This window comes from Propionibacterium australiense (assembly GCF_003666605.1).
In the GTDB taxonomy this organism is placed as follows: domain Bacteria; phylum Actinomycetota; class Actinomycetes; order Propionibacteriales; family Propionibacteriaceae; genus Propionibacterium; species Propionibacterium australiense.
Window position 1 is genome coordinate 239,153 of record NZ_RCIV01000002.1, and the last position, 20,217, is coordinate 259,369.

The 20,217-nt window shown below is 69.4% G+C and carries 15 protein-coding genes; 3 read left to right on the forward strand and 12 right to left on the reverse strand.

What is annotated here, in order from left to right; translation table 11 throughout:
- Positions 1-63: 63 nt before the first annotated feature.
- The 4 genes from D9T14_RS03145 to mgrA form a co-directional block, all read right to left on the reverse strand.
- Positions 64-789, reverse strand: a complete 726-nt coding sequence (locus D9T14_RS03145) for a DUF6882 domain-containing protein (RefSeq protein WP_119160703.1) — start codon at positions 787-789, stop codon at positions 64-66.
- 26 nt (positions 790-815) lie between these two features.
- The gene (locus tag D9T14_RS03150) at positions 816-1,313 is read right to left on the reverse strand and encodes an arsenic metallochaperone ArsD family protein (protein WP_119160704.1); all 498 of its coding nucleotides are present in this window, start codon (positions 1,311-1,313) and stop codon (positions 816-818) included.
- 83 nt (positions 1,314-1,396) lie between these two features.
- Complete coding sequence (locus D9T14_RS03155; RefSeq protein ID WP_119160877.1) at positions 1,397-2,365, reverse strand: DNA glycosylase AlkZ-like family protein; 969 nt, start codon at positions 2,363-2,365, stop codon at positions 1,397-1,399.
- Between the two features lie 69 nt (positions 2,366-2,434).
- Entirely contained in the window at positions 2,435-3,496 is a 1,062-nt protein-coding gene (gene mgrA, locus D9T14_RS03160) for an L-glyceraldehyde 3-phosphate reductase (protein ID WP_119160705.1), read from the reverse strand.
- Positions 3,497-4,119: 623 nt separating this feature from the next.
- Here mgrA and D9T14_RS03165 point away from each other — a divergent pair.
- On the forward strand, positions 4,120-5,253 hold the full coding sequence (locus D9T14_RS03165) for a M24 family metallopeptidase (RefSeq protein WP_119160706.1): 1,134 nt from the start codon (positions 4,120-4,122) through the stop codon (positions 5,251-5,253).
- Between the two features lie 69 nt (positions 5,254-5,322).
- Positions 5,323-6,522 carry an MFS transporter gene (locus tag D9T14_RS03170; RefSeq protein WP_197720665.1) on the forward strand — a complete coding sequence of 400 codons (1,200 nt, stop codon included), beginning with the start codon at positions 5,323-5,325 and terminating at the stop codon, positions 6,520-6,522.
- A gap of 32 nt (positions 6,523-6,554) precedes the next feature.
- Here D9T14_RS03170 and D9T14_RS03175 read toward each other — a convergent pair whose 3' ends face one another.
- The 7 genes from D9T14_RS03175 to mnmA form a co-directional block, all read right to left on the reverse strand.
- Positions 6,555-9,137 carry an MprF family protein gene (locus D9T14_RS03175; RefSeq protein ID WP_119160708.1) on the reverse strand — a complete coding sequence of 861 codons (2,583 nt, stop codon included), beginning with the start codon at positions 9,135-9,137 and terminating at the stop codon, positions 6,555-6,557.
- 66 nt (positions 9,138-9,203) lie between these two features.
- Positions 9,204-10,685, reverse strand: coding sequence for an Asp-tRNA(Asn)/Glu-tRNA(Gln) amidotransferase subunit GatB (gene gatB, locus D9T14_RS03180; protein WP_119160878.1), 1,482 nt, complete (start codon positions 10,683-10,685; stop codon positions 9,204-9,206).
- A 26-nt stretch (positions 10,686-10,711) separates the two neighbouring features.
- Positions 10,712-12,232: an Asp-tRNA(Asn)/Glu-tRNA(Gln) amidotransferase subunit GatA gene (gene gatA, locus D9T14_RS03185; RefSeq protein WP_119160709.1), complete on the reverse strand. Its 1,521-nt coding sequence runs from the start codon at positions 12,230-12,232 to the stop codon at positions 10,712-10,714.
- A gap of 8 nt (positions 12,233-12,240) precedes the next feature.
- Positions 12,241-12,543: an Asp-tRNA(Asn)/Glu-tRNA(Gln) amidotransferase subunit GatC gene (gatC, locus tag D9T14_RS03190; RefSeq protein WP_119160710.1), complete on the reverse strand. Its 303-nt coding sequence runs from the start codon at positions 12,541-12,543 to the stop codon at positions 12,241-12,243.
- 117 nt (positions 12,544-12,660) lie between these two features.
- Positions 12,661-12,867, reverse strand: coding sequence for a hypothetical protein (locus D9T14_RS03195; RefSeq protein WP_119160711.1), 207 nt, complete (start codon positions 12,865-12,867; stop codon positions 12,661-12,663).
- A 53-nt stretch (positions 12,868-12,920) separates the two neighbouring features.
- Positions 12,921-13,895, reverse strand: coding sequence for a uroporphyrinogen decarboxylase/cobalamine-independent methonine synthase family protein (locus tag D9T14_RS03200; RefSeq protein WP_119160712.1), 975 nt, complete (start codon positions 13,893-13,895; stop codon positions 12,921-12,923).
- Complete coding sequence (gene mnmA / locus D9T14_RS03205) at positions 13,892-15,115, reverse strand: tRNA 2-thiouridine(34) synthase MnmA (RefSeq protein ID WP_119160713.1); 1,224 nt, start codon at positions 15,113-15,115, stop codon at positions 13,892-13,894. Before mnmA ends, D9T14_RS03200 begins: the two co-directional genes overlap by 4 nt.
- A gap of 57 nt (positions 15,116-15,172) precedes the next feature.
- On the opposite strand from mnmA, the gene glgX reads away from it, so the two are divergent.
- Complete coding sequence (gene glgX / locus D9T14_RS03210) at positions 15,173-17,383, forward strand: glycogen debranching protein GlgX (RefSeq protein WP_119160879.1); 2,211 nt, start codon at positions 15,173-15,175, stop codon at positions 17,381-17,383.
- A 131-nt stretch (positions 17,384-17,514) separates the two neighbouring features.
- On the opposite strand, the gene glgP is transcribed toward glgX, so the two are convergent.
- Positions 17,515-20,082 (reverse strand): alpha-glucan family phosphorylase, encoded by a 2,568-nt coding sequence (gene glgP / locus D9T14_RS03215; protein WP_119160714.1) that lies wholly within the window; start codon positions 20,080-20,082, stop codon positions 17,515-17,517.
- Positions 20,083-20,217 lie beyond the last annotated feature (135 nt).

A 20,217-nucleotide genomic window follows, 5' to 3' on the forward strand; every position in this document is an offset into this window, starting at 1 on the left:
CCGGGGGACCGGTCTATGGGGCCGACGTTGCGGCATCGTCTGAGCGCTTGGTGGATCGGCGGCTCAGACGGACGTCAGACGCGTCATCCGCCCGTACTCGTCGAATGTGGCCTGATAGGCGGTCCCGTCCTGGAAACCGATGCGCCACCCGCCCGACTCGTCCCCGCTGAACTCCGCCCCGAACCACTGCGCATAGGCCCGTACCGGTTCGGTGACCTCCCAACCCTGGCTGACCAGGTGCATGACGAGCTGGGGGAAGCGGACGGGGGAGGCCTCGAAGCGGGGGACCGACTCGTCGTGGATCGTGAGGAAGGCCCGCCCTGGCCCGTAGCTGCCCGAGTACTGGGCCCGTGGCGCGAGCCAGGCGAAGCACGAGAACTGCAGGGCCCAGGCCGGTGCGCCCTCCGTCGAGGACTGCTCGTCGACGGGGAACTTGGCGGTGCGCAGCTGCCAGACCCGGTCGTGGTGGGGGCTCGCGTCCCGCAGCCAGATGGCCGCCTCGGCCATGGGGTTGCCCTGGAAACCCGAGTTGGCCCAGGACCACAGCCAGGTGTTGTCCAGTTTCGAGAGCGAGCCGAGCAGCTGGGCCTTGAACGTGCGTTTACCCAGGGTCAGCGTGCCGGCGTCGGGGTCCACAGTGAAGGGCTTCATCGAGTCCTCGCCGAGCCACTCGCGGAAGGCCTGCTGGGTCTCCATGACGATGAGTTCGTGCAGGGAAGCGAAGCGGCACAGCTCGGAGTGGTCCACGGGGGCATCGGGCGCGATGACGGGAAAGGGTTGTTGGGTCATGAATCCTCCTCGGACGGGGTGGTTGGTCACCTGGGTGAATACGATCGGCCTCGGTGAGAACACCCACAGCCGCCACCACAGCCACAGCCATCACCGGTGCGGCCGGCCATCGGCGCCTCGACGGGGGAGCCGCTGCCGGGCCTGCGCACGGCCGGTCCGTCGGTGTTTCGTGGTGCCGGTGGGGCCGCAAGCCCGCGCCCGGCCGTGTCCTCGCCGGGCAGGGTGATTGAGCGGACGGCCTGCATGGCACCGGCGTACCGGCGCAGCTGATCGGCGCTCGGATAGCGCCCGTACAGCACGATGAGCTCGTCGACGGTCGTGGCCGGCAGCATCTCCTCGCCCTCCACCTCGATGAGGCGGCGGACCACCAGGCAGCGTCGGAATGCCTCCTGGTTGCGGCCCAGGCGCAGCCGCTCGACCTCGATGCCCTCTGCCGTGACGGCGGCGACGGCCCGCTCGAAGGCCGCCAGCTCGGCAGGGTCGGCCGTGTCGGCGGCCTGCTCGTAGATGCGGATGCTGCGCATGGCTCCTTGTCCTGTGGGTGTTTCGAGCGTTCCGACCACAATCCTATGCGTCCGGGGCCGCGGGAGGACAGCCAGCGCTGCGGCTACCGTTCGGCGCGGCCCCGGACGACGCCACGGCGCACGGTGAAGTGCCAGCTGAGGCCGTTCCTGGTGAGCACCTGCGAACGCAGGTCCTCGGGCAGGATGCCGGTGCGGTCGGTGTAGCCGAGCAGGTACTCGTCGAACGGGGGGAGTGTGTACGTCCTGGCCAGGGCCCGTTCCAGTTCCCTCGCGGTGATGCCGGACTGCCAGTCGGGCACGTAGTACACGCCCTCGCGGTGATAGCCGGTGCCCAGTTCCAGGGCGCGCCGAATGGTGGTCTTGCCGCAGTGGGTCCACCAGGTGAGGTCGTCGAGCGTCGCCGGACCGTGGGAACTGACATAACGTGTGGCCAGTTCGGCCAGCGCCTCGTCGCCGGTCGGCTCGTGGTGCGAGCCGGGCAACCGGTGGACGAGCCGGAAGACCTCCTCGCGGCCGCGCCTGGCGCCTTGGACGATCAGGCCCTCGCTGCCGAAGGCACGCAGCAGTCCAGGGCCGTGACTGCGGGTCAGGTCGACACCGGCCCGGGCGAGGACCTCGTAGCACTGGGTCCGCGTCAGCGGCCCGGCGGCGAGGGCCTCGTGCAGGGCCCGGCGTGGCGCGTCGAAGCCGTCGGGCAGGTCGAGCCGGGCCGCGTAGGCCTTCTCGGTGAGCATCCCGCCGAGCCGGCTGAGCCAGGCGGCGTCCTCGGCCGCCATGTAGTGCAGGGTGCCGCGCTGGGGCCAGCACCGGACGATGCGCCCGGCATCGAGCTCGGCCTCGGCCGCCGCGGTCCACGTCCGGCTGCGCCGGCGGCCCTGCCGGAGCGCGATGGCCTCGAGTCCGCCGACGTAGTGCTGGCCCTGCAGGGCCAGCATCCAGCGGCACACGTCGACGGGTGCGAGGACGCGCCCGGTCAGCGGATGGGCCTCCGACGGCGCGAGCAGCTGAGCGATGAGCCGGCGCGCGGCGATCTCGCGGAGGGACAGGGCCATGGCGACCAGGTTAATCGGGTGTCCCCGCAGGCCGGGGCCGAACACGAAGATCCGGACCCGGGCCCGGGATCAGCGGAGCTCACCCCTGCGGGCGGCGGCCCACAGATCCACCTCGCCGTCGTCGGGCAGTAGCTCGTCGATCGCCGCGAGTTCGTCCTCGGACAGCTCCATGGCCTCCAGCGCCCGGACGTTCTGCTCGATCTGCTCCACCGAGGAGGCGCCGATGACCAGCGACGTCATGCGCGGATCGCGCAACGCCCACACCAACGCGAGCTGGGCGAGGGTCTGACCGCGCTCCGTGGCGATCCGGTTCAGGCCCCGCAGTCGCTCGAGCATGCCCTCGTTCAGCCATTTCGTGTCGAACGTCGTGCCGGCGGCCGCGCGCGAATCGGCCGGGATGCCGTTCAGGTAGCGATCCGTGAGGAGTCCCTGGGCGAGAGCGGTGAAGCCGATGAGTCCGAAACCGAGTTCCTCGGCGGTCTCCATGAGGCCCTCGGTCTCGATCCAGCGGTTGAGCATCGAGTAACTGGGTTGCTCGATGAGCAGGGGAGTTCCCATGTCCGACAGGATGCGCACGGCCTCGCGGGCGCGCGGGGCGTCGTAACTCGAGATGCCGACGTAGAGCGCCTTGCCCTGCCGCACGGCGGTGTCGAGGGCGCCCATCGTCTCCTCGAGCGGGGTCGTCGCATCGAGGCGGTGGCTGTAGAAGATGTCGACGTAGTCGAGTCCCATGCGCGACAGGCTCTGGTCGAGGCTCGCGAGCACGTACTTCCGTGAACCCCCGCCCTGGCCGTAGGGGCCGGGCCACATGTCCCAGCCGGCCTTGGTCGAGATGATCATCTCATCGCGGTAGGGCCTGAAGTCCTCGCGCATCAGCCGACCGAAGTTCATCTCGGCGGCGCCATGGGGCGGCCCGTAGTTGTTCGCGAGGTCGTGGTGGGTGATGCCGAGGTCGAAGGCGCGTCGCGCAACGGCACGCTGGATCTCGAACGACCTGTCGTCACCGAAGTTGTGCCAGTAACCCAGCGAGAGCACCGGCAGGTCCAGTCCCGATCGGCCGCAGCGGCGGTACCTCATGACGCCGTCGTAGCGATCCGGAGCGGGAGCATAAGCAGGAGGTGTCGTTGCCATGGGCCTCATTCAACCAAGACCCTTCGCACCTGCCAACGAGATTCCCCCGGAGACTCCCCGGATCCGAGACCGGTCCATGTGCCCGATAATCAGCATTATGTCAGAACGCAGGATGTGAGGCGATCTTCAGGATCCGCCACCCTCCGATGCCGGGTCCCCCATCGTGACGACAGCCGGGCCGGACTTGTTCGACTGCACCGCCGACAGAACCTCGCATCGATGGGCGGCGCCGTGTGACCATGCCCGAACTCGGCGGGCCGTACGAACACCGACCGACTGACCGACTGGACCCCCGGGACTCCGGGTGCAGAACCCCTTGAGAGCTTGTGGCCAGCGATGGGCAGATCAGTGGCCACAAGCCCGAGGCATCCACGGCGGCCGGCTCCAGACTCGCCCGCGGCACCCCACGTGGCAGCCGTCGAGAACATCAAGGGGTGGGGATCTCGACTGCCCTTGCACCACGCAAAAGTTATGTTCCCACATGAGCAAGCTGTGAGTACATTGTGTATTGATGTTTTCGCTTCCGGCGAATTGAGTCCGGTACGACTCATCTGCCCGCCTGGCGCCGAACCGTCAGCGGGCCCATGACGTCCGGCGCTGCCCCGGCGGGTACTCTTCTCGCCATGACCGATCCCCGCCTGCTGTGGGTCCCTGGCGTCGATGAGCATCGGACGCGGCTCGCCCGACTGTCCAGGCGACTGCGAGCAGCCGGGCTGGACGCCGTCGTCATCGCGCCCGGCGCAGACCTGCGCTTCTGCCTGGGACGCACCCAGGGCTCGCACGAGCGGTTCACGGGGCTCGTCGTGCGAGCGGCCGGCGACCCGTTCCTGCTCGTCCCACGGCTGGAGAGCCCCGGCTGGGCCGGCTCGCCGGCCGAACAGATCGTGGACGTGCTCACCTGGGCCGATGGCGAGGACCCCTACTTGGTCATCGCCGGCAGGCTCGGCGCCGGGGCCCGGGTCGGTGTGGACGACTACATGCCCAGCATGCACGTGCACGGCCTGGGCGAGGCCCTCGGCTCTGCGGTCGTGCCCGGCGGTCCGGTGATCCGGGATCTGCGCATGGCCAAGACAGCGGACGAACTCGAGGCGCTGCACGGCGTCGGCGAGGCCATTGACCGGGTCCACGCCCGCGTCGGCGAGTGGCTGCGGCCTGGGCGCACCGAGGCCCAGATCGGCGCCGACATCGCCGCGGCGATCGTCGAGGAGGGGCACTGCTGCGCCGACTTCGTCATCGTCGGCTCCGGCCCCAACGGGGCCAGCCCGCACCACGAGCAGTCGGACCGCATCGTGCGGGCGGGTGATCCCGTCGTCATCGACATCGGCGGCCCGGCGCCGAGCGGCTACTTCAGCGACTCGACCCGCACCTATGTCTGCGGCGAGCCCACCGACCCGGAGTTCGAGCGCGTCTGGCGGATCGTCCGGGACGCCCAGCGGGCCGGCATCGCCGCCGCCCGCGCGGGTCAGCCCTGCTCCGGCGTCGACGCCGCCGCCCGCGCAGTCATCACGGACGCCGGCTACGGCGAGTACTTCATCACCCGGACCGGGCACGGCATCGGCATGGAGGTGCACGAGCACCCGTACATGGTGCGCGGCTACGACACCGCCCTGGCGCCGGGCATGGCCTTCTCGGTCGAGCCGGGCATCTACCTGCCGGGGCGTTTCGGCGTGCGCATCGAGGACATCGTCGCCATCGGCGGCGACGGCGGACCGGTGCTGTGCAACCACAGCCCGCAGGACTGGCGACTGCCGGCCTGATCCTCCCGCCGGGGCAACACGGAAGAACTCACGGTCCCCACGCGAGGGATGGCACTAGGCTGTCCGCTCGTGAGCAGGCTCGACCACCGTTACACGATCGGTGCCTCCTATGTCGCCTACGTCGTGCAGGCCATCGTCAACAACCTCGGCCCGCTGCTGTTCGTCATCTGGCACGACAGCTTCGGGGTCTCGCTGGCCAGGCTCGGCTCGATCGTCGGCCTGAACTTCGGCATGCAGCTGGTCATCGACTTCTGCTCCGCCAGGATCATCGATCTCATCGGGTACCGGGCCGCCATGGTCATCGCCCACGTCGCCGCGACGATCGGTGTCGCGGGCATGGGCTGGTTCCCCTTCGTCATGTCCGATCCCTACGCGGGGCTGCTGGTCGCCATGGCGATCGCCGCCGTCGGGGGCGGCCTGCTCGAGGTGCTCATCTCCCCCGTCGTCGAGGCCTGCCCGACCGAGAACAAGGCCTTCCACATGAGCCTGCTCCACTCGTTCTACTCGTGGGGGCAGCTGGCCGTCGTCCTGCTCACGACGGCCGGTTTCGCCGTCTTCGGCATCGCCTCGTGGCGGATCGTCTGCTTCTGCTGGGCGGTCGTTCCACTGGCCAATGCGGTGCTGCTGTGGTTCGTGCCCTACTACGAGCTGGTCACCGACGGCGTCTCGATGAGTTACCGGCAGCTGTTCTCCAGGCCACTGTTCTGGGGCTTCATCGTGCTCATGCTGGCGGCCGGCGCCTCCGAACAGTCGATGAGCCAGTGGGCCTCGACCTTCGCCCAGACGGGCCTGGGCCTGAGCAAGACCGTCGGCGATCTGCTCGGACCCATGCTGTTCGCCCTGTGCATGGGAAGCTCACGGGTCATCTTCGGTGCGAGGGCGACGACGGCCACGCTGTCCCGCACGGTACGGGTCTGCGCCGTGCTGTGCATCGTCGCCTATCTGCTGGCGATCCTCGCTCCCCTGCCATGGCTGGGTCTGGCCGGGATGGCACTGTGCGGTTTCAGCGTCGGCATCTTCTGGCCGGGGACCTTCTCCCTGGCCTCGGAGGCATTCCCCCGCGGCGGTACGGCGCTGTTCGCCCTGCTCGCACTGGGCGGTGACGCCGGATGCGCCCTGGGACCGGACCTGGTCGGCCATGTCGCCGACCATTTCGGCTCACTGTCGACCGGCCTGCTCGTCGGTCTGGCCTTCCCGGTCATCATCCTCACGGTGACGACGGCGGTGCGCGCCGGCGACAGGCGCTCCCCCGCCACCGCCCGGGCCTGAGTGCCCGGTCCCCCGCCCCGGCGAGGCGGGGTTCACGCGCCACGCGCCCCGGCCGTACGGCGCGCGCGGACCAGCCTTGCGATGACTGCGCGCCAGCTCACCCTGTCGCCGTCACTGAGATAGGCCGTGGCCAGTGCCCTGCCGATCGAGGGCAGATGGCTCGGGTCGGCGTAGACGAGGTAGAGCGGCCGATAGTCGGGCCCGAACTTCGACTTGAAGTGGTGCAGCGAGGTGAAACCGTAGTACGGCTCGAGCGCGCCGGCGATCTGGTCGACGACGACGGTGATGGTGTCGGAGACCTCGTCCTCGACGGGCTCGTTCACGCGCTCGGCCCTGGCCAGCGGCGAGCCGGACAGGCTCATCACCGTGTAGCCCTCTTCCTGGAAGGTGAGTGCGGCCTGACCGATGAGCAGTTCCATGCCGCTGTGGAAGGCGCCGGGATGGCCACTGCGGCGCATGACGTCGAGCAGCCAGCCGATCACCCGCCCATCGGCGTACAACGGCAGCCAGGAGGCCACGGCGTGCACTCGTCCGGTCTCGTCGACCGCGAGCTCGCAGCGCACGGCCGGGTCGTCCATCTCGGGCAGACCACCGAGCGTGAAACCCATGGGCGGCAGCGCCTGCTCGTCCTGCCAGCCCTCGACGACGAGGGCGATGTCGTGCCTCAGCTGCGCCGAGCACTGCGGCAGGCTCGTCCACAGCACGCTGATGCCCTCGCGTCTGGCCCGGTTCATGGCGGTGCGGACGTCCTGGAAGCGCCTGCCCCGGAAGGTCACCTGGCCGAGTTCGAGCCGCGACTCCTCGGCGATCCGCATGGCATGCCAGCCTCGTTCACGTGCTGCCCGGGCGAACTGCGGACCGACCGAGTAGAAGCAGGGCACGAGGCCCTGCCCATCGCAGAAGATGCTGAACTGGGCGGCCGTGCAGATCTGATTGCTGCTCAGCGGCTCCCCGACCGTCAACGCGACACCGTGCGAGGCGCGGTAGGCCACCGCGGACTGCCGGCCGGGCCCGAACCAGTGGATCGCAGCGGGCCAGGTGGCCATCCACGAGAAGAGCCCGCCCCTTCCCCGGACGACGAGTTCACGCACTCGGGTCCTGTCGCGCGTGACGTGCATCGGGCTGACCGCCATGTCCCGCACGAGCACGACGAGGAAGGCCAGGGTGGTCAGGGGCGGGACGAGATTGGTGACGAGTTGGGCTGGCAGTGAGGCGGCGCTGAGGACCAGTGGCATGCCGGTGAAGACCTCGAGCCCCAGCACCCGTGCGAGGGCGTCGTGGACGAGATCACCGAGCCGGGCTGTCGGCTCCCAGGAATGCGGCATGACAAGGCCTGCGAGGACGAAGACCACGAGGCCCGCCAGGTAGGGGGCGGCGTAGTGGGCCAGGCGGGTCAGGACCTCGCGATGCGACAGCCTGACGGTGAACAGCCGCGCGCAGAGCACCAGCATGGTGATGACCGCGACCGGCTCGAGCGCCGGTACGAGACTGGTCATCACACGCAGGCCCAGCACCGTCCGGTCCGCCTGCTCCCCTGGTCCGGCCGGCCCGGTCATCCCGGTGAGGATCAGCAGGACCGTCGTGGCACCCATCGCCGTGTTGACACCGAGCGCCCAGAGCCAGGCGGAACGACGCCCGCGGAGCAGCCCGACGCAGACCACGAGCAGGATCAGTGAGGGAAGCACCGTCGTGAGCAGGGTCGGGAAACCGGCCGTCTCGTGAAGGCGGGCCAGTGCGCAGGCGTGGTGACTCGCCAGGGAGCAGATGACACGCAGCTCCGGGGGCTCGAAGGAGCCGGTGCGCACATAGCCATCGAGCTGGGCCAGTGGGCTCTCCACGGCGGCCGACCAGGCGGCGACGAGCGGGCCGATGCCGGTGCAGGCGACGATGAGCGCCACGAGCACGCGTCGCTCTGACCGCACCGGACGGACACCGGTCCGGCGGCGCCCCCGCCACATGACGGCGCTCATCACGATACCGGCGAGCATGGCGCCGCAGGTGAGGCAGGCCGTCGAGCTCGGGTCGTACAGCATCAAGGTGACGGCCATCGCGAGCCCTGTCCAGCGCACCCGCGTGCACCACAGCCGGGACATGCCGCCCGAGACCGTCATGAGCGCACCCAGGAGCGCCGGGAGGACACCGCAGGTCCAGCCCTCGCGCATGGCGGCGGCCCAGTCCGGCCACCAGGGGTGAATGGTCCAGGTGAGTGCGGTGACGAACAGGAAACCCACCAGGTGGCAGGCGAGCAGGACGAGGCCGTAGCGCAAGGACCCGAGACGCTGCTCGATGGTCGGACCGATGATGGTCACGACGATGAGGACGATGAGCAGCGCGGTCCATGTTCCGGGGGTGATCAGTTCCAGCCCGATCCTGCCGGGGGTCACCGTGGCGGGATCGAGACGCAACCACGGCCGGTGGGAGACCGGACCGATCCTGATCGGGCTGGACGGGGTCAGCCAGTCCTCGACCACGGTCATCACGAGCGAGGCGAGTGCCAGGGTGAGACTGACCGGGGCATGCCACAGCCGGACGCACCAGCCTCCCAGACCCGCCCCGGCGCGCGGGTCGGCGACGGCTGCCCCGGGCGGCGTGCCCTCATCGACCACTGCGTGCATGGCCCCGATGGTAGGGACTGCGCGCCCGGAACCGGCCGTGACGGGCCGAGATGATCCCAGGTCGGCTCAGGACAGCTTGGTGATGATCAGCTCGCGCACGCGCTTGGCGTCCGCCCTGCCGCCCATGTGCCTCATGACGACGCCGATGAGGGCACCGGCGGCCTGCGTCTTCCCGCCCCGGATCTTCTCCGCGACGTCGGGGTTGGCCTCGATGGCGGCGTCGACGGCCGCCGAGAGGGCCCCCTCGTCGCTGACCACGGCCAGGCCCCGTGACTCGACGATCTGCTCAGGGGAGCCCTCGCCGGTCAGGACGCCCTCGAGGACGGTGCGGGCCAGTTTGTCGTTGATCGTCCCCGCCTCGACGAGTCGCTGCACCTGGGCCACCTGGTCCGGGGTGATCGGCAGGTCCTCGAGCAGGCTCCCCCGCTCGTTGGCGGCCCGGGCCAGTTCGGTGAGCCACCACTTGCGGGCGGCCGCCGGGCCGCAGCCGGCCGTCACGGTGGATTCGATGAGTTCGAGGGCGCCCTCGTTGCCATTGACGTCGCGCATCTCCAGGTCGGAGAAACCCCACTGCGACTGCAGACGGGCGCGTTTGACGGCGGGCATCTCGGGCAGGCCGGCACGCAGTTCCTCCACCCACTCGTGGCTGGGCGCCACCGGGACCAGGTCGGGTTCGGGGAAGTACCGGTAGTCCTCGGCCTGCTCCTTGGACCGGCCGGCGGTGGTGAAACCACCGACCTCGTTCCACATGCGGGTCTCCTGCTTGACGCGACCACCCCCGGCCAGGACCGCGCCCTGCCGGCAGATCTCGTAGTGCAGGGCGGCCTCGACCGAGCGCAGCGAGTTGACGTTCTTCGTCTCGGTGCGGGTCCCCAGCTCGGTGCTGCCCTTGGGCATGAGCGAGACATTGGCGTCACAGCGCAACTGGCCCTGCTCCATGCGGCCCTGCGAGACACCGAGTGCGCGCACCATGTCGCGCAGGTGCGTCATGTAGGCGCGTGCCACCTGCGGCCCCTTCGTGCCGGTGCCATGGATCGGCTTGGTGACGATCTCGACCAGCGGCACGCCGGCCCGGTTGTAGTCCATCAGGGAGTGGTCAGAGCCCTGGATACGACCGGTCGCCCCACCCACGTGCAGGGACTTGCCGGCGTCCTCCTCCATGTGGGCGCGTTCGATCGGTACCTCGTAGCGGGCACCGTCGACCTCGAGTTCGACGAGGCCGTCGAAGGCGATCGGCTCGTCGTACTGACTGATCTGGTAGTTCTTCGGCATGTCCGGGTAGAAGTACTGCTTGCGGGCGAAGCGGCACCACCGGGAGATCTCGCAGCCCAGCGACAGTCCGATGCGGATGGCCGACTCGACGGCCTTCCTGTTGACGACCGGCAGGGATCCCGGCAGCCCCAGGCAGACCGGGCAGGTTCGGGTGTTGGGCTCCCCTCCGAACTCGGTGGAGCATCCGCACCACATCTTCGACCGGGTGCCCAGTTCGACGTGCACCTCGAGGCCGAGGACGACGTCGAACCGCTCCATCACCTCGTCGTAGTCCATCAGTTCGTCGCTGCTGTACTGCACGCTCACCTCGTGACCTCCCCATCGCTGGCAGCGGGCAGGTCCGGGACCTGCAGGCACAGATCGGCGGTCCCGGCGAGTCTCTCGAGTGCCGCGCCGACCCGGTAGACCCGATCGTCGCCGAGCACGGGAGCCATCACCTGGAAGCCGACCGGCAGACCGTCCTCGGGCGCCAGGCCGGCGGGGAACGACCCGGCGGCGACACCGGCGAGGTTCGCGGGCAGGGTGCACAGGTCGCCTGCGTACATGGCGAGCGGATCCCCCACGCGCTCCCCCAGTTTGAAGGCGGTCGTCGGGGCGACCGGCGAGACGAGGACGTCGACCTGCTCGAAGGCGGCCGCGAAATCGCGGGCGATGAGTGTGCGCATCTTCTGGGCCGAGCCGTAGTAGGCGTCGTAGTAGCCGGCCGACAGCGCGTAGGTGCCCAGGATGATGCGGCGTTTGAGCTCGGCACCGAAACCGGCTCCGCGCGACAGCCGCATGACGTTCTCGGCGGAGTTGACACCGTCGTCGCCGACGCGCAGTCCGTAGCGCATGGCGTCGTAGCGGGCCAGATTGCTGCTCAGCTCACTCGGCATGATGAGGTAGTAGGTGGCCAGGGCCTGCGTGAAGTGCGGGCAGGAGACCTCGACGATCTCGGCCCCGGCGGACCGGAGCAGCTCGACCGATTCGCGGAACCGCTGCTCGACGCCGTCCGCGTAGCCCTCACCGCCCAGCTGGGCGACGACGCCGACGCGCATGCCCGCCACATCGGCCGCGGCGGCCGCGGCGGCGACGTCGGGAACGGGTTCGTCCAGGCTCGTCGAGTCGGCCGGGTCGTGTCCGGCGATGACCGCGTGCAGGGCCGCCGCGTCGGCCACGGTGCGCGCGCAGGGGCCGGCCTGGTCGAGGCTGGAGGCCATGGCGATGATGCCGTAACGACTGACGGCGCCATAGGTCGGTTTGACGCCGACGGTGCCGGTCATCGACGCCGGCTGGCGGATCGACCCGCCGGTGTCGGTGCCGATGGCCAGCGGGGTCTCGAACGCGGCCAGCGCAGCGGCCGAACCGCCCCCGGAACCCCCGGGGACACGGCCCAGGTCCCACGGGTTGTGGGTGGGGCCGAAGGCGGACGACTCTGTGGAGGAACCGGTGGCGAACTCGTCGAGGTTCGTCTTGCCGAGGATCACCAGACCGGCATCGAGCAGGCGCTGGACGACGGTGGCGTTGTACGGCGGGACCCAGCCCTCGAGCATCCTCGATGCCGCGGTGGTGGGAAGGTCTTCGTAGCACAGCAGGTCCTTGACGGCGATCGGGACGCCGGCGAGCGGGGACGGCAGGGGCTCACCCGCGGCGACCATGGCGTCGACGGCGGCGGCCTGGGCCAGCGCACGGTCCGCGTCGACCGACAGGAAGGCGTGGACGGCCGGTTCCACCGCATCGATCCGGTCGAGGAAGGCCCGGGTCGTCTCGACACTGGTCAGCTCCCCGGTCCTGATACGACGGCCCAGCTCGAGGGCGGTTGCCGTGCAGATGTCACTGTTCATGGCACACCTCATCCGGCGTCGGAGTCGTCGATGATGCGGGGCACGCGGAATCGCTGCTGCTCCTGGGCGGGGGCCCCCATGAGCATCGCCTCGGCGGGCCAGCTGTCCTTGAGCTCGTCCTCCCGCATGACATTGGTCAGCGGCACGGCGTGGGAGCTGGGCGGGATGTCCTGATCGGCGACCCGCCCCACCGAGGCGACGGCCTCGAGGATGACGTCGAGCTGCGGGACGATCTCGGCCAGTTCGGCCTGCGTCAGCTCGATGCGGGCCAGTTCGGCCAGCCTGCTGACGTCCTGCGGCGTGAGTGCCACGATGACTGCTCCTTAACCGGGCCCGCGTTCCTCCGGCGTCGGTCGCGGCCGGGGCCCTGTCCGGGCTTCATCCTAGCGGGCCCGCCGGCTCGTCCCGGGCCACGACCGGTGAGGCGATCAGCCGCCCTGCAGGATCTTGTAGAAGACGGTCATGAGGCCGCTCACGGCGGCGAGCCCGGCAGCGAGGGCTACGACGGTGAGGGCCCGGACACGCTTCTTGCGTGAGGTGGTGGGCACCAGCGAGGGACCCCACTCCCCCAGACGGGGACGTACCCGCACCGGCGTGTCGCCGGTGAGATCCAGGTCGGAGGAGAACTTGGCCATGCCGGTGATTCTAACCGGCGGCCGCCCCGCCCCGGTTTGCGGCGGAACGGGGCTCACTGGTCGGTGGCGACCCGGACCAGCTCGCGCAGGATCTGCCACTGGCCGCTGCTGGTGGCCGCGGCCAGGCCGCAGGCCGGTGTGATGGCCCAGCCGTCCAGACGCGGTGAGCCCTCGGCGACGTCAAGGCGCGCGCGGGCCTGCGAGAACCGCTGGGCGATGACCGTGCCCCCGAGATCGGCCTCGTCGGCGCCGACCAGACCCAGCCACAGACCCCGGGCAGGTTCAGCGGAACACCACTGGGCCAGCTCGTCCACACGGTCCTGGACCCAGTCCCGCACGTCCAGGCTCAACGCGTCGGCGCCGATCTGCCCGAGCACCTCCAGGTGGGGATCGTCCGCGCAGCAGTGGACCACCACCTGATCGCCACCGGCCCTCGCGGTCTCGACCGAGCGGGACAGGATGCGCCGGGCCTCCTGGGCATCGACCGGCGGCAGCCGGTGGCGTCCGGACTCGTCGGGCAGCTCGCCGTCCAGCAGCATTGCCAGGGATGGTTCGTCGATCTGGACGGCGAACGCACGCCCGGCCAGACGCACGGTCTCGCGCAGGAAGTCACTGACACCGGCCTGCCAGGACTGGGCGATGTCGTGGCGTGCCCCGTGGTCCCCGGCCGCACGTCCACCCCTCGGCAGGTCGAGGCCGGCCGCCAGGGCGAGCGGTCCGGCGAGGGTGATGGTGGGGACGCCCGGCCAGTCCTGCATGATCTCGGTGAAGATCTCACGGTCGTCCGCGAGCCGTCGCCTGGCACGCCTCGCGATGAGGGAGGGGCCCTGGCACAGCCGCCAGCCGGCCGGTGAGAGATCGAAGGGCATCTCGGGCAGCAGGCTCGCGGTGCGGCCGATCATGTCGGCTCCGGGGCCGCGGGCGGGCAGTTCCGGCAGCGGGGCGCGGTGCTCCAGCTCGCCCAGCACCGCGTGGCAGCAGGCCGCGTAGTCGGTTCCGGCGAAGGATCCCAGGGCCGTGGCGATCATGCGGGCACCTGCTGTGCGGGGAGGGGATCTGGATCGCCGGGCCGGCGCGTTGCGGTGATCTCCGCGCAGCCACGGACCACGTCCTGTTCGTAGAGGACGACGAACTGACCGGGCGCCACCGAGGAGACCGGATCGTCGAAGACCACGCGCACCCGGTCGCCCTCGCGCCGCATCGAGGCGGGGAAGGCCGCCCCATGGGCTCGGAACTGGACCGCGCCGTGCCAGCCATCGGGCAGGTCGGCGCCGGTCAGCAGCAGCCGTTCGGCGAGCACCTGCTCGACCAGGAGTGCGCTGCCCTGGCCGACGCGCACGATGTTCGCAGCGGCATCGATGCCCGTGACATAGCGTGGCCTGCCGTCGCTGGCGGGGCGCCCCAGGCGAAGTCCTCTGCGCTGTCCGATCGTGAAGTGATGGGTGCCTTTGTGCCGGCCGATGACCCTGCCGTCCTCGTCCACGATGTCACCCGGCCGGTCGGGCAGGTGCCCGGCGAGGAACTCACCGGCACCGCCGGCGGAGATGAAGCAGATGTCGGTGGAGTCGGGCTTGTCCGCCACCGGCAGCCCGAGTCGGTCGGCCAGGGCACGCACCTCGTCCTTCCCGGTGATCTCCCCGAGCGGGAACATGAGCCGACTCAGCTCCTGCTGGCCCAGCACTGCGAGTACGTAGGACTGGTCCTTGCGCGGATCGGCTGCGCGGCGCAGTTCCGCCAGGCCCTGCCGGGACCTCGTGATCCGTGCGTAGTGGCCCGTCGCGACGGCATCGAAACCCTCGGCCCGGCTCCGAGCCAGTAGCCCGCCGAACTTCACCCTGCGGTTGCAGCGCAGACAGGGGTTGGGAGTCAGGCCGCGGGCGTAGGAGTCGACGAAGTAGCCGATCACCTGCTCGGTGAAGGGCTCCCGCAGGTCCCAGACCAGCAGCTCGACGCCCAGCCGGTCCGCGACCCGCTGGGCATCGGCGGTCTCCTGCGCCGTTCCCATGAGCAGGTGGACGCCGACGACGTCGTGGCCCTGCGCCTGCACGAGGGCCGCCGAGACGGCCGAGTCGACACCGCCGGACAGGGCCACCGCTACACGCATCTGGAAACTCCTGGAGACTTGGCATTCGAGGCAGGGGAACGGTTCGCCACCCGCGCAATGACACACGCGGACCGGGCCCCTTCCACATCCTAGATGCGAGGACGGATAAACTACCTCCCCGTGTGTGTGCGGCCCACGCACCATTTCCGCTAGAATCCCCCGCGCCGTCCGAATAGCCGTCAGGCGGAAAGAGCAGTGAAGATGATCACCTCGCCCGTTCAACGCACCTCAGCACTCGGAGCCGTCCTCACCGGGGACGGCTGCGATTTCAGCCTGGTGGCTCCCCGTGCCGACCGCGTCGAACTCGCCCTCGTCAACGACGACGGCACGACGATCCGCAATGTCGACATGACCCGCGACGGTGACGTGTGGCGGACCCATGTCAAGGGCGTGACCGACGGGCAGCGTTACGGCTACCGGATCCACGGCGAGTGGAACCCCGATGCCGGTCTGCGCGCCAACCCGGCCAAGCTCCTCGTCGACCCCTACGCCCGTGCGGTCACCGCCGGTGTCGACTACACCGGTCCGATCTTCGACCACACCGCCGAGTCCGACTACGAGCCCGACACCCGCGACTCGGCCCAGTACGTGCCGCTGTCCGTCGTCGTGGCCGACTCCCCCGCCCCGGAGCCGATCGCCAAGCGACGTCCCCTCAGCGAGTGCGTCATCTACGAGACGCACGTCAAGGGCTTCACGATCAAGCACCCGGCCGTGCCCGAGCACATGCGGGGCCGCTACGCGGGCCTGGCCTATCCCGCCGTCATCGAGCATCTCAAGAAGCTCGGTGTCAACGCGATCGAGCTGCTGCCCCTGCACCAGTTCGTCTCCGAACCCTTCATCATGGGCCGTGGCCTGTCCAACTACTGGGGCTACAACACCCTGGCCTACTTCGCCCCGCACGGGGCCTACTGCTCGGTGGGGACCGAGGGCGACCAGGTCCAGGAATTCAAGAACATGGTGACGGCCCTGCACCGCGCCGGGATCGAGGTCATCCTCGACGTCGTCTACAACCACACGTGCGAGGGCAGCCACGAGGGGCCGACGCTGAGCTTCCGGGGCATCGACCACAAGGGCTACTACCGGCTCACCGATGACCTGCGCAACGACTACGACGTCACCGGCTGCGGGAACTCGGTCGACACCGGTCACGAGGAAGTCCTCAACCTCGTCCACGATTCGCTGCGCTACTGGGTCACAGAGATGGGTGTGGACGGCTTCCGGTTCGACCTGGCCACCACCCTCATCCGTGACAGCGCCCACGGCGTCGACCAGAACCACGAGTTCAAGAAGCGCCTGGCGGCCGACCCGGTCTTCAAGGACATCAAGCTCATCGCCGAGCCCTGGGACATGGGCCCCTACGGCTACCAGGTCGGACGCTGGGGCAACGGCTGGAGCGAGTGGAACGACCGCTACCGCGGCCTCGTGCGCGACTACTGGCGCTCCCAGGTGCACGGCGTCAGTGAGCTGGCCTCCCGCCTGGCCGGCTCGCCCGACATCTTCGACCACGAGGACCGCCCGCCGTTCAGCTCGATCAACTTCATCGACGCCCACGACGGCTTCTGCCTGCGTGACCTGGTCAGCTACAACGGCAAGCACAACGAGGCCAACGGCGAGGGCAACCGCGACGGTTCCGACGACAATCGCTCCTGGAACTGCGGCGCCGAGGGCGAGACCGACGATCCGGAGATCAACGCCCTGCGGCACCGTCAGGTGCGCAACATGCTGGCCACGCTCATCATGTCCGATGGCACGCCGATGTTCTGCGCCGGCGACGAGATGGGCCGCACCCAGATGGGCAACAACAACGCCTACTGCCAGGACAACCACATCAACTGGGTGCACTGGGACCTGCTCGAGAGCTGGCGGGACGTCTTCGACACCGCCCAGCAGTTCATCGCGCTGCGCGCCTCCTCGCCGCTGCTGCAGGCCGACGACTACCACTATCGCACCGAGGTCACCGACGCCGAGGGCGAGCCGTTGGGCCGCTACGAGATGGCCTGGATGAACGGCGCCAGCGGCGAGATGGGTGAGGGCGACTGGAACGACGGTGCTCGCCGGCTGCTCGGCAAGTACGTCTCAGATGCCTCCGGTGAGGCATTCCTGACGTGGTTCTACGCCGGTGACCAGCCCGTCGAGGTCACCACTCCCCCCTTCCCCTGGGGCATGAGCTACCAGATCGTGGCCTCCACCGCCGAGGAGGGCGAGTTGCCCACCGAGGCGCTGGCCCCCGGAGAGAGCTTCACGATGCCGGGCCGCACGGTCGTCGCCATGAAGGTGACGGTTCCGACCAGCAGGAAGCAGCTGGACCAGCTGGCTGCCGCAGCGACCGACACGGCTGAGGAGACGGAGAGCGACGCCACTGCCGGGACCGACGCGGCCGAGGACACCGAGACCGGTACGGCGATCGGGTGAGCACCGGCCCGGCCCCGGGTGACGCCACGAATCACGAATCCGGGACCGTGACGGAACAAGGGCCGGGCCCCGGGGAATCCCCGGGGCCCGGCCCTTCGTGCTGCTCGTGCCGGTTCGCGTTCCGGCAGCGGTCAGAGCTCGACGGCCGAGGCGTCGGCCACGACGGCCAGACCCAGCTCGGCCGGACTGGCCATGAGCTGGTTCTTCGGCACGACGCGCACCGTGTAGCCGACCGCACCGGCGAATTGCGCGACGGTCCGCGTGGTGAACTCCTGGGCGCCTGCCTTGCTGCGTCCGGTCGGCTTCAGCTCGTTGATGCGCACGTTGACCATCTCGTCGGTATCGCCGTTGACGTCACCGGAGACCAGCTGGACCGAGACGTCATCGGCCGTCAGTTCTCCGAGATGCACCCACGCCGTGACGCTGTTCTCGGAACCGACCGGGACCGGGTTGGGCAGATCGGCGATGACACGCTCGACGGACACGGTGGGCCATGCCCGGCGCACGTCTCGTTTCCACAGGGCGAGCTGAGCAGCTGCGCCCTCGGCGGCCAGCGCACGCGAGGAGCGGGCGGCGGGCGTGTAGTACCACGTGGTGTAGTCGCGCACCATGCGGCTGGCGAGGATCTTCGGCCCGAGGTCGGAAATCGTCTCGCGCATCATGCGGATCCACTCGGTGGGCAGGCCGTTGGTGTCGCGGTTGTAGAACTTCGGCACGATCTCGCCCTCGATGAGGTCGTACAGCGCCTCGGCCTCGGCCGCGTCCCGGGCGACCGGATCGATGATCGTGTCGGCAGAGGGAATCTCCCAGCCGAAGCGGGGCTCGTACCACTCGTCCCACCAGCCGTCGCGCACCGACAGATTGGCGGCACCGTTGAGGGCCGCCTTCATGCCGGAGGTGCCGCAGGCCTCATAGGGGCGCAGCGGGTTGTTCAGCCAGACGTCACAGCCCGGGTACAGCGGGCGGGCCATCGACATGTCGTAGTCGGGCAGCACGACGATCTTGCCGCGCACCTCCGGGTCGTCCGTGAACTGCACCATCTGCTGGATGAGGCCCTTGCCGATGTCGTCGGCCGGGTGCGCCTTGCCGGCGATCACGAACTGCACGGGGCGCTCGGGGTCGTTGAGCAGCTTCTTGAGGCGCTCGGGCTGGCTCAGCATGAGGGTGAGGCGCTTGTAGGAGGCGCCGCGGCGGGCGAAACCGATGGTCAGGGTGTTCGGGTTGAGGGCCCCGCTCACCCAGTCGGAGTTGATGCCGCGCAGCTGGCAGCTCTTCTCCAGTCGTTCGCGGGCCATGAGGATCATCTCACCGCACATGCGGCGTTTGAGGGACCACAGCGAGGCGTCGTCGACCCGGTCGAGAGCCGACCAGTCGTAGCCGTCGACGACGGTCTCGGCGTCGCTGGTGCGGGTCTTGAGCAGTTCGAGCAGATCCGGGTGGATCCAGGTGGGGTGGTGGACGCCATTGGTGACCGAGCCGATCGGCACCTCGGTGACGTCGAAGTTGGGCCACAGCCCCTGGAACATCTCGCGGCTGACCTTGCCGTGCAGCAGGGAGACGCCGTTGGAGCGCTGGCCCAGGCGAAGACCCATGACGGCCATGTTGAAGCGGGAGGGATCACCGTCGGCGTAGTCCTCGGCGCCGAGCGCGAGGATGCGCTCGAGCGGCAGTGGCGCGAAGTCGCTGAACTGCTCGGCGATCTGGTTCTGCCCGAAGCGGTCGATGCCGGCCGGAACCGGGGTGTGGGTCGTGAAGAGCGTGCCGCCGCGGGTCTTCTCCAGGGCGGTCTCGAAGGTGTCCCCGGACTCCATGAACTCGCGAATGCGCTCCAGGCCGAGGAAGCCGGCATGTCCCTCGTTGCAGTGGAAGACGTCCGGCTCGGGGCGGCCGGTCAGGCGGCAGAACACGCGCAGGGCCCGCACACCGCCGACGCCGAGGAGGATCTCCTGGGCGAGCCGATGGTTCGAGTCGCCGCCGTAGAGGCGGTCGGTGATGTGGCGGGCCTGCTCGTCGTTGCCCTCGACATTCGTGTCCATGAGCAGCAGCGGAACGCGACCGACCTGGACGGTCCACAGCTGGGCCTTGACCGGCCGATGGGAGACGGTGATCTCGATGCTCGCCTGACTGTCGCCGTCCATGAGGGGACTGATCGGCAGCTCGTGGGGATCGAGGATCGGGTAGTACTCCTGCTGCCAGCCCGAGGCGTTCAGTCTCTGGCGGAAGTATCCCTGCGCGTACAGCAGTCCGACACCGATGATCGGCACACCGAGATCGGAGGCCGCCTTGAGGTGATCGCCGGCGAGGATGCCGAGGCCACCGGAGTACTGCGGCAGCACGGAGGCGATGCCGAACTCCGCAGAGAAATAGCCGATGGATGCGGGGGCGCCCTCGGTCCTGGCCGCGAAGCCCTGGAACCACCTGTCGCCGTTCACGTAGTTGTTCAGGCTCTGCTGTACGAGCTCGAGGTGACGCAGATAGCGCCGGTCACCGGCAAGCGTCTCGAGACGCTCACGGGAGACGGTCGCCAGCAGTTTCAACGGGGAGCGCTCGGTGGCCTCCCACAACCCGGGGTCGAGGGACTCGAAGAGGTCCTGGGTTTGAGGGTGCCATGCCCAGCGCAGGTTCAGGGCGAGGTCGTGCAGGGGTTCGAGGGGCTCCGGCAGGACCGGCTGAACAATGAATTTTCTGATAGCTCGCACCCCACAAGGTTATAAGGGCGCGGTGAAAGGAGCGGAAGTACCGCTCATCCGTCCAGAATGTGGGAGCCGATTGGGTTCCCGAAGGCGCCGGCGAACCGGTATCGGTCCACCTCGCGTCCTGCGGCATCGCGGGCC

Bases quoted from the DNA above. Each gene is read 5' to 3' on its own strand.
- D9T14_RS03145 (WP_119160703.1), bottom strand. From the start codon at position 789: ATGACCCAACAACCCTTTCCCGTCATCGCGCCCGATGCCCCCGTGGAC.
- D9T14_RS03150 (WP_119160704.1), bottom strand. From the start codon at position 1,313: ATGCGCAGCATCCGCATCTACGAGCAGGCCGCCGACACGGCCGACCCT.
- D9T14_RS03155 (WP_119160877.1), bottom strand. From the start codon at position 2,365: ATGGCCCTGTCCCTCCGCGAGATCGCCGCGCGCCGGCTCATCGCTCAG.
- mgrA (WP_119160705.1), bottom strand. From the start codon at position 3,496: ATGGCAACGACACCTCCTGCTTATGCTCCCGCTCCGGATCGCTACGAC.
- D9T14_RS03165 (WP_119160706.1), top strand. From the start codon at position 4,120: ATGACCGATCCCCGCCTGCTGTGGGTCCCTGGCGTCGATGAGCATCGG.
- D9T14_RS03175 (WP_119160708.1), bottom strand. From the start codon at position 9,137: ATGCACGCAGTGGTCGATGAGGGCACGCCGCCCGGGGCAGCCGTCGCC.
- gatB (WP_119160878.1), bottom strand. From the start codon at position 10,685: ATGGACTACGACGAGGTGATGGAGCGGTTCGACGTCGTCCTCGGCCTC.
- gatA (WP_119160709.1), bottom strand. From the start codon at position 12,232: ATGAACAGTGACATCTGCACGGCAACCGCCCTCGAGCTGGGCCGTCGT.
- D9T14_RS03195 (WP_119160711.1), bottom strand. From the start codon at position 12,867: ATGGCCAAGTTCTCCTCCGACCTGGATCTCACCGGCGACACGCCGGTG.
- D9T14_RS03200 (WP_119160712.1), bottom strand. From the start codon at position 13,895: ATGATCGCCACGGCCCTGGGATCCTTCGCCGGAACCGACTACGCGGCC.
- mnmA (WP_119160713.1), bottom strand. From the start codon at position 15,115: ATGGTGCGTGGGCCGCACACACACGGGGAGGTAGTTTATCCGTCCTCG.
- glgX (WP_119160879.1), top strand. From the start codon at position 15,173: ATGATCACCTCGCCCGTTCAACGCACCTCAGCACTCGGAGCCGTCCTC.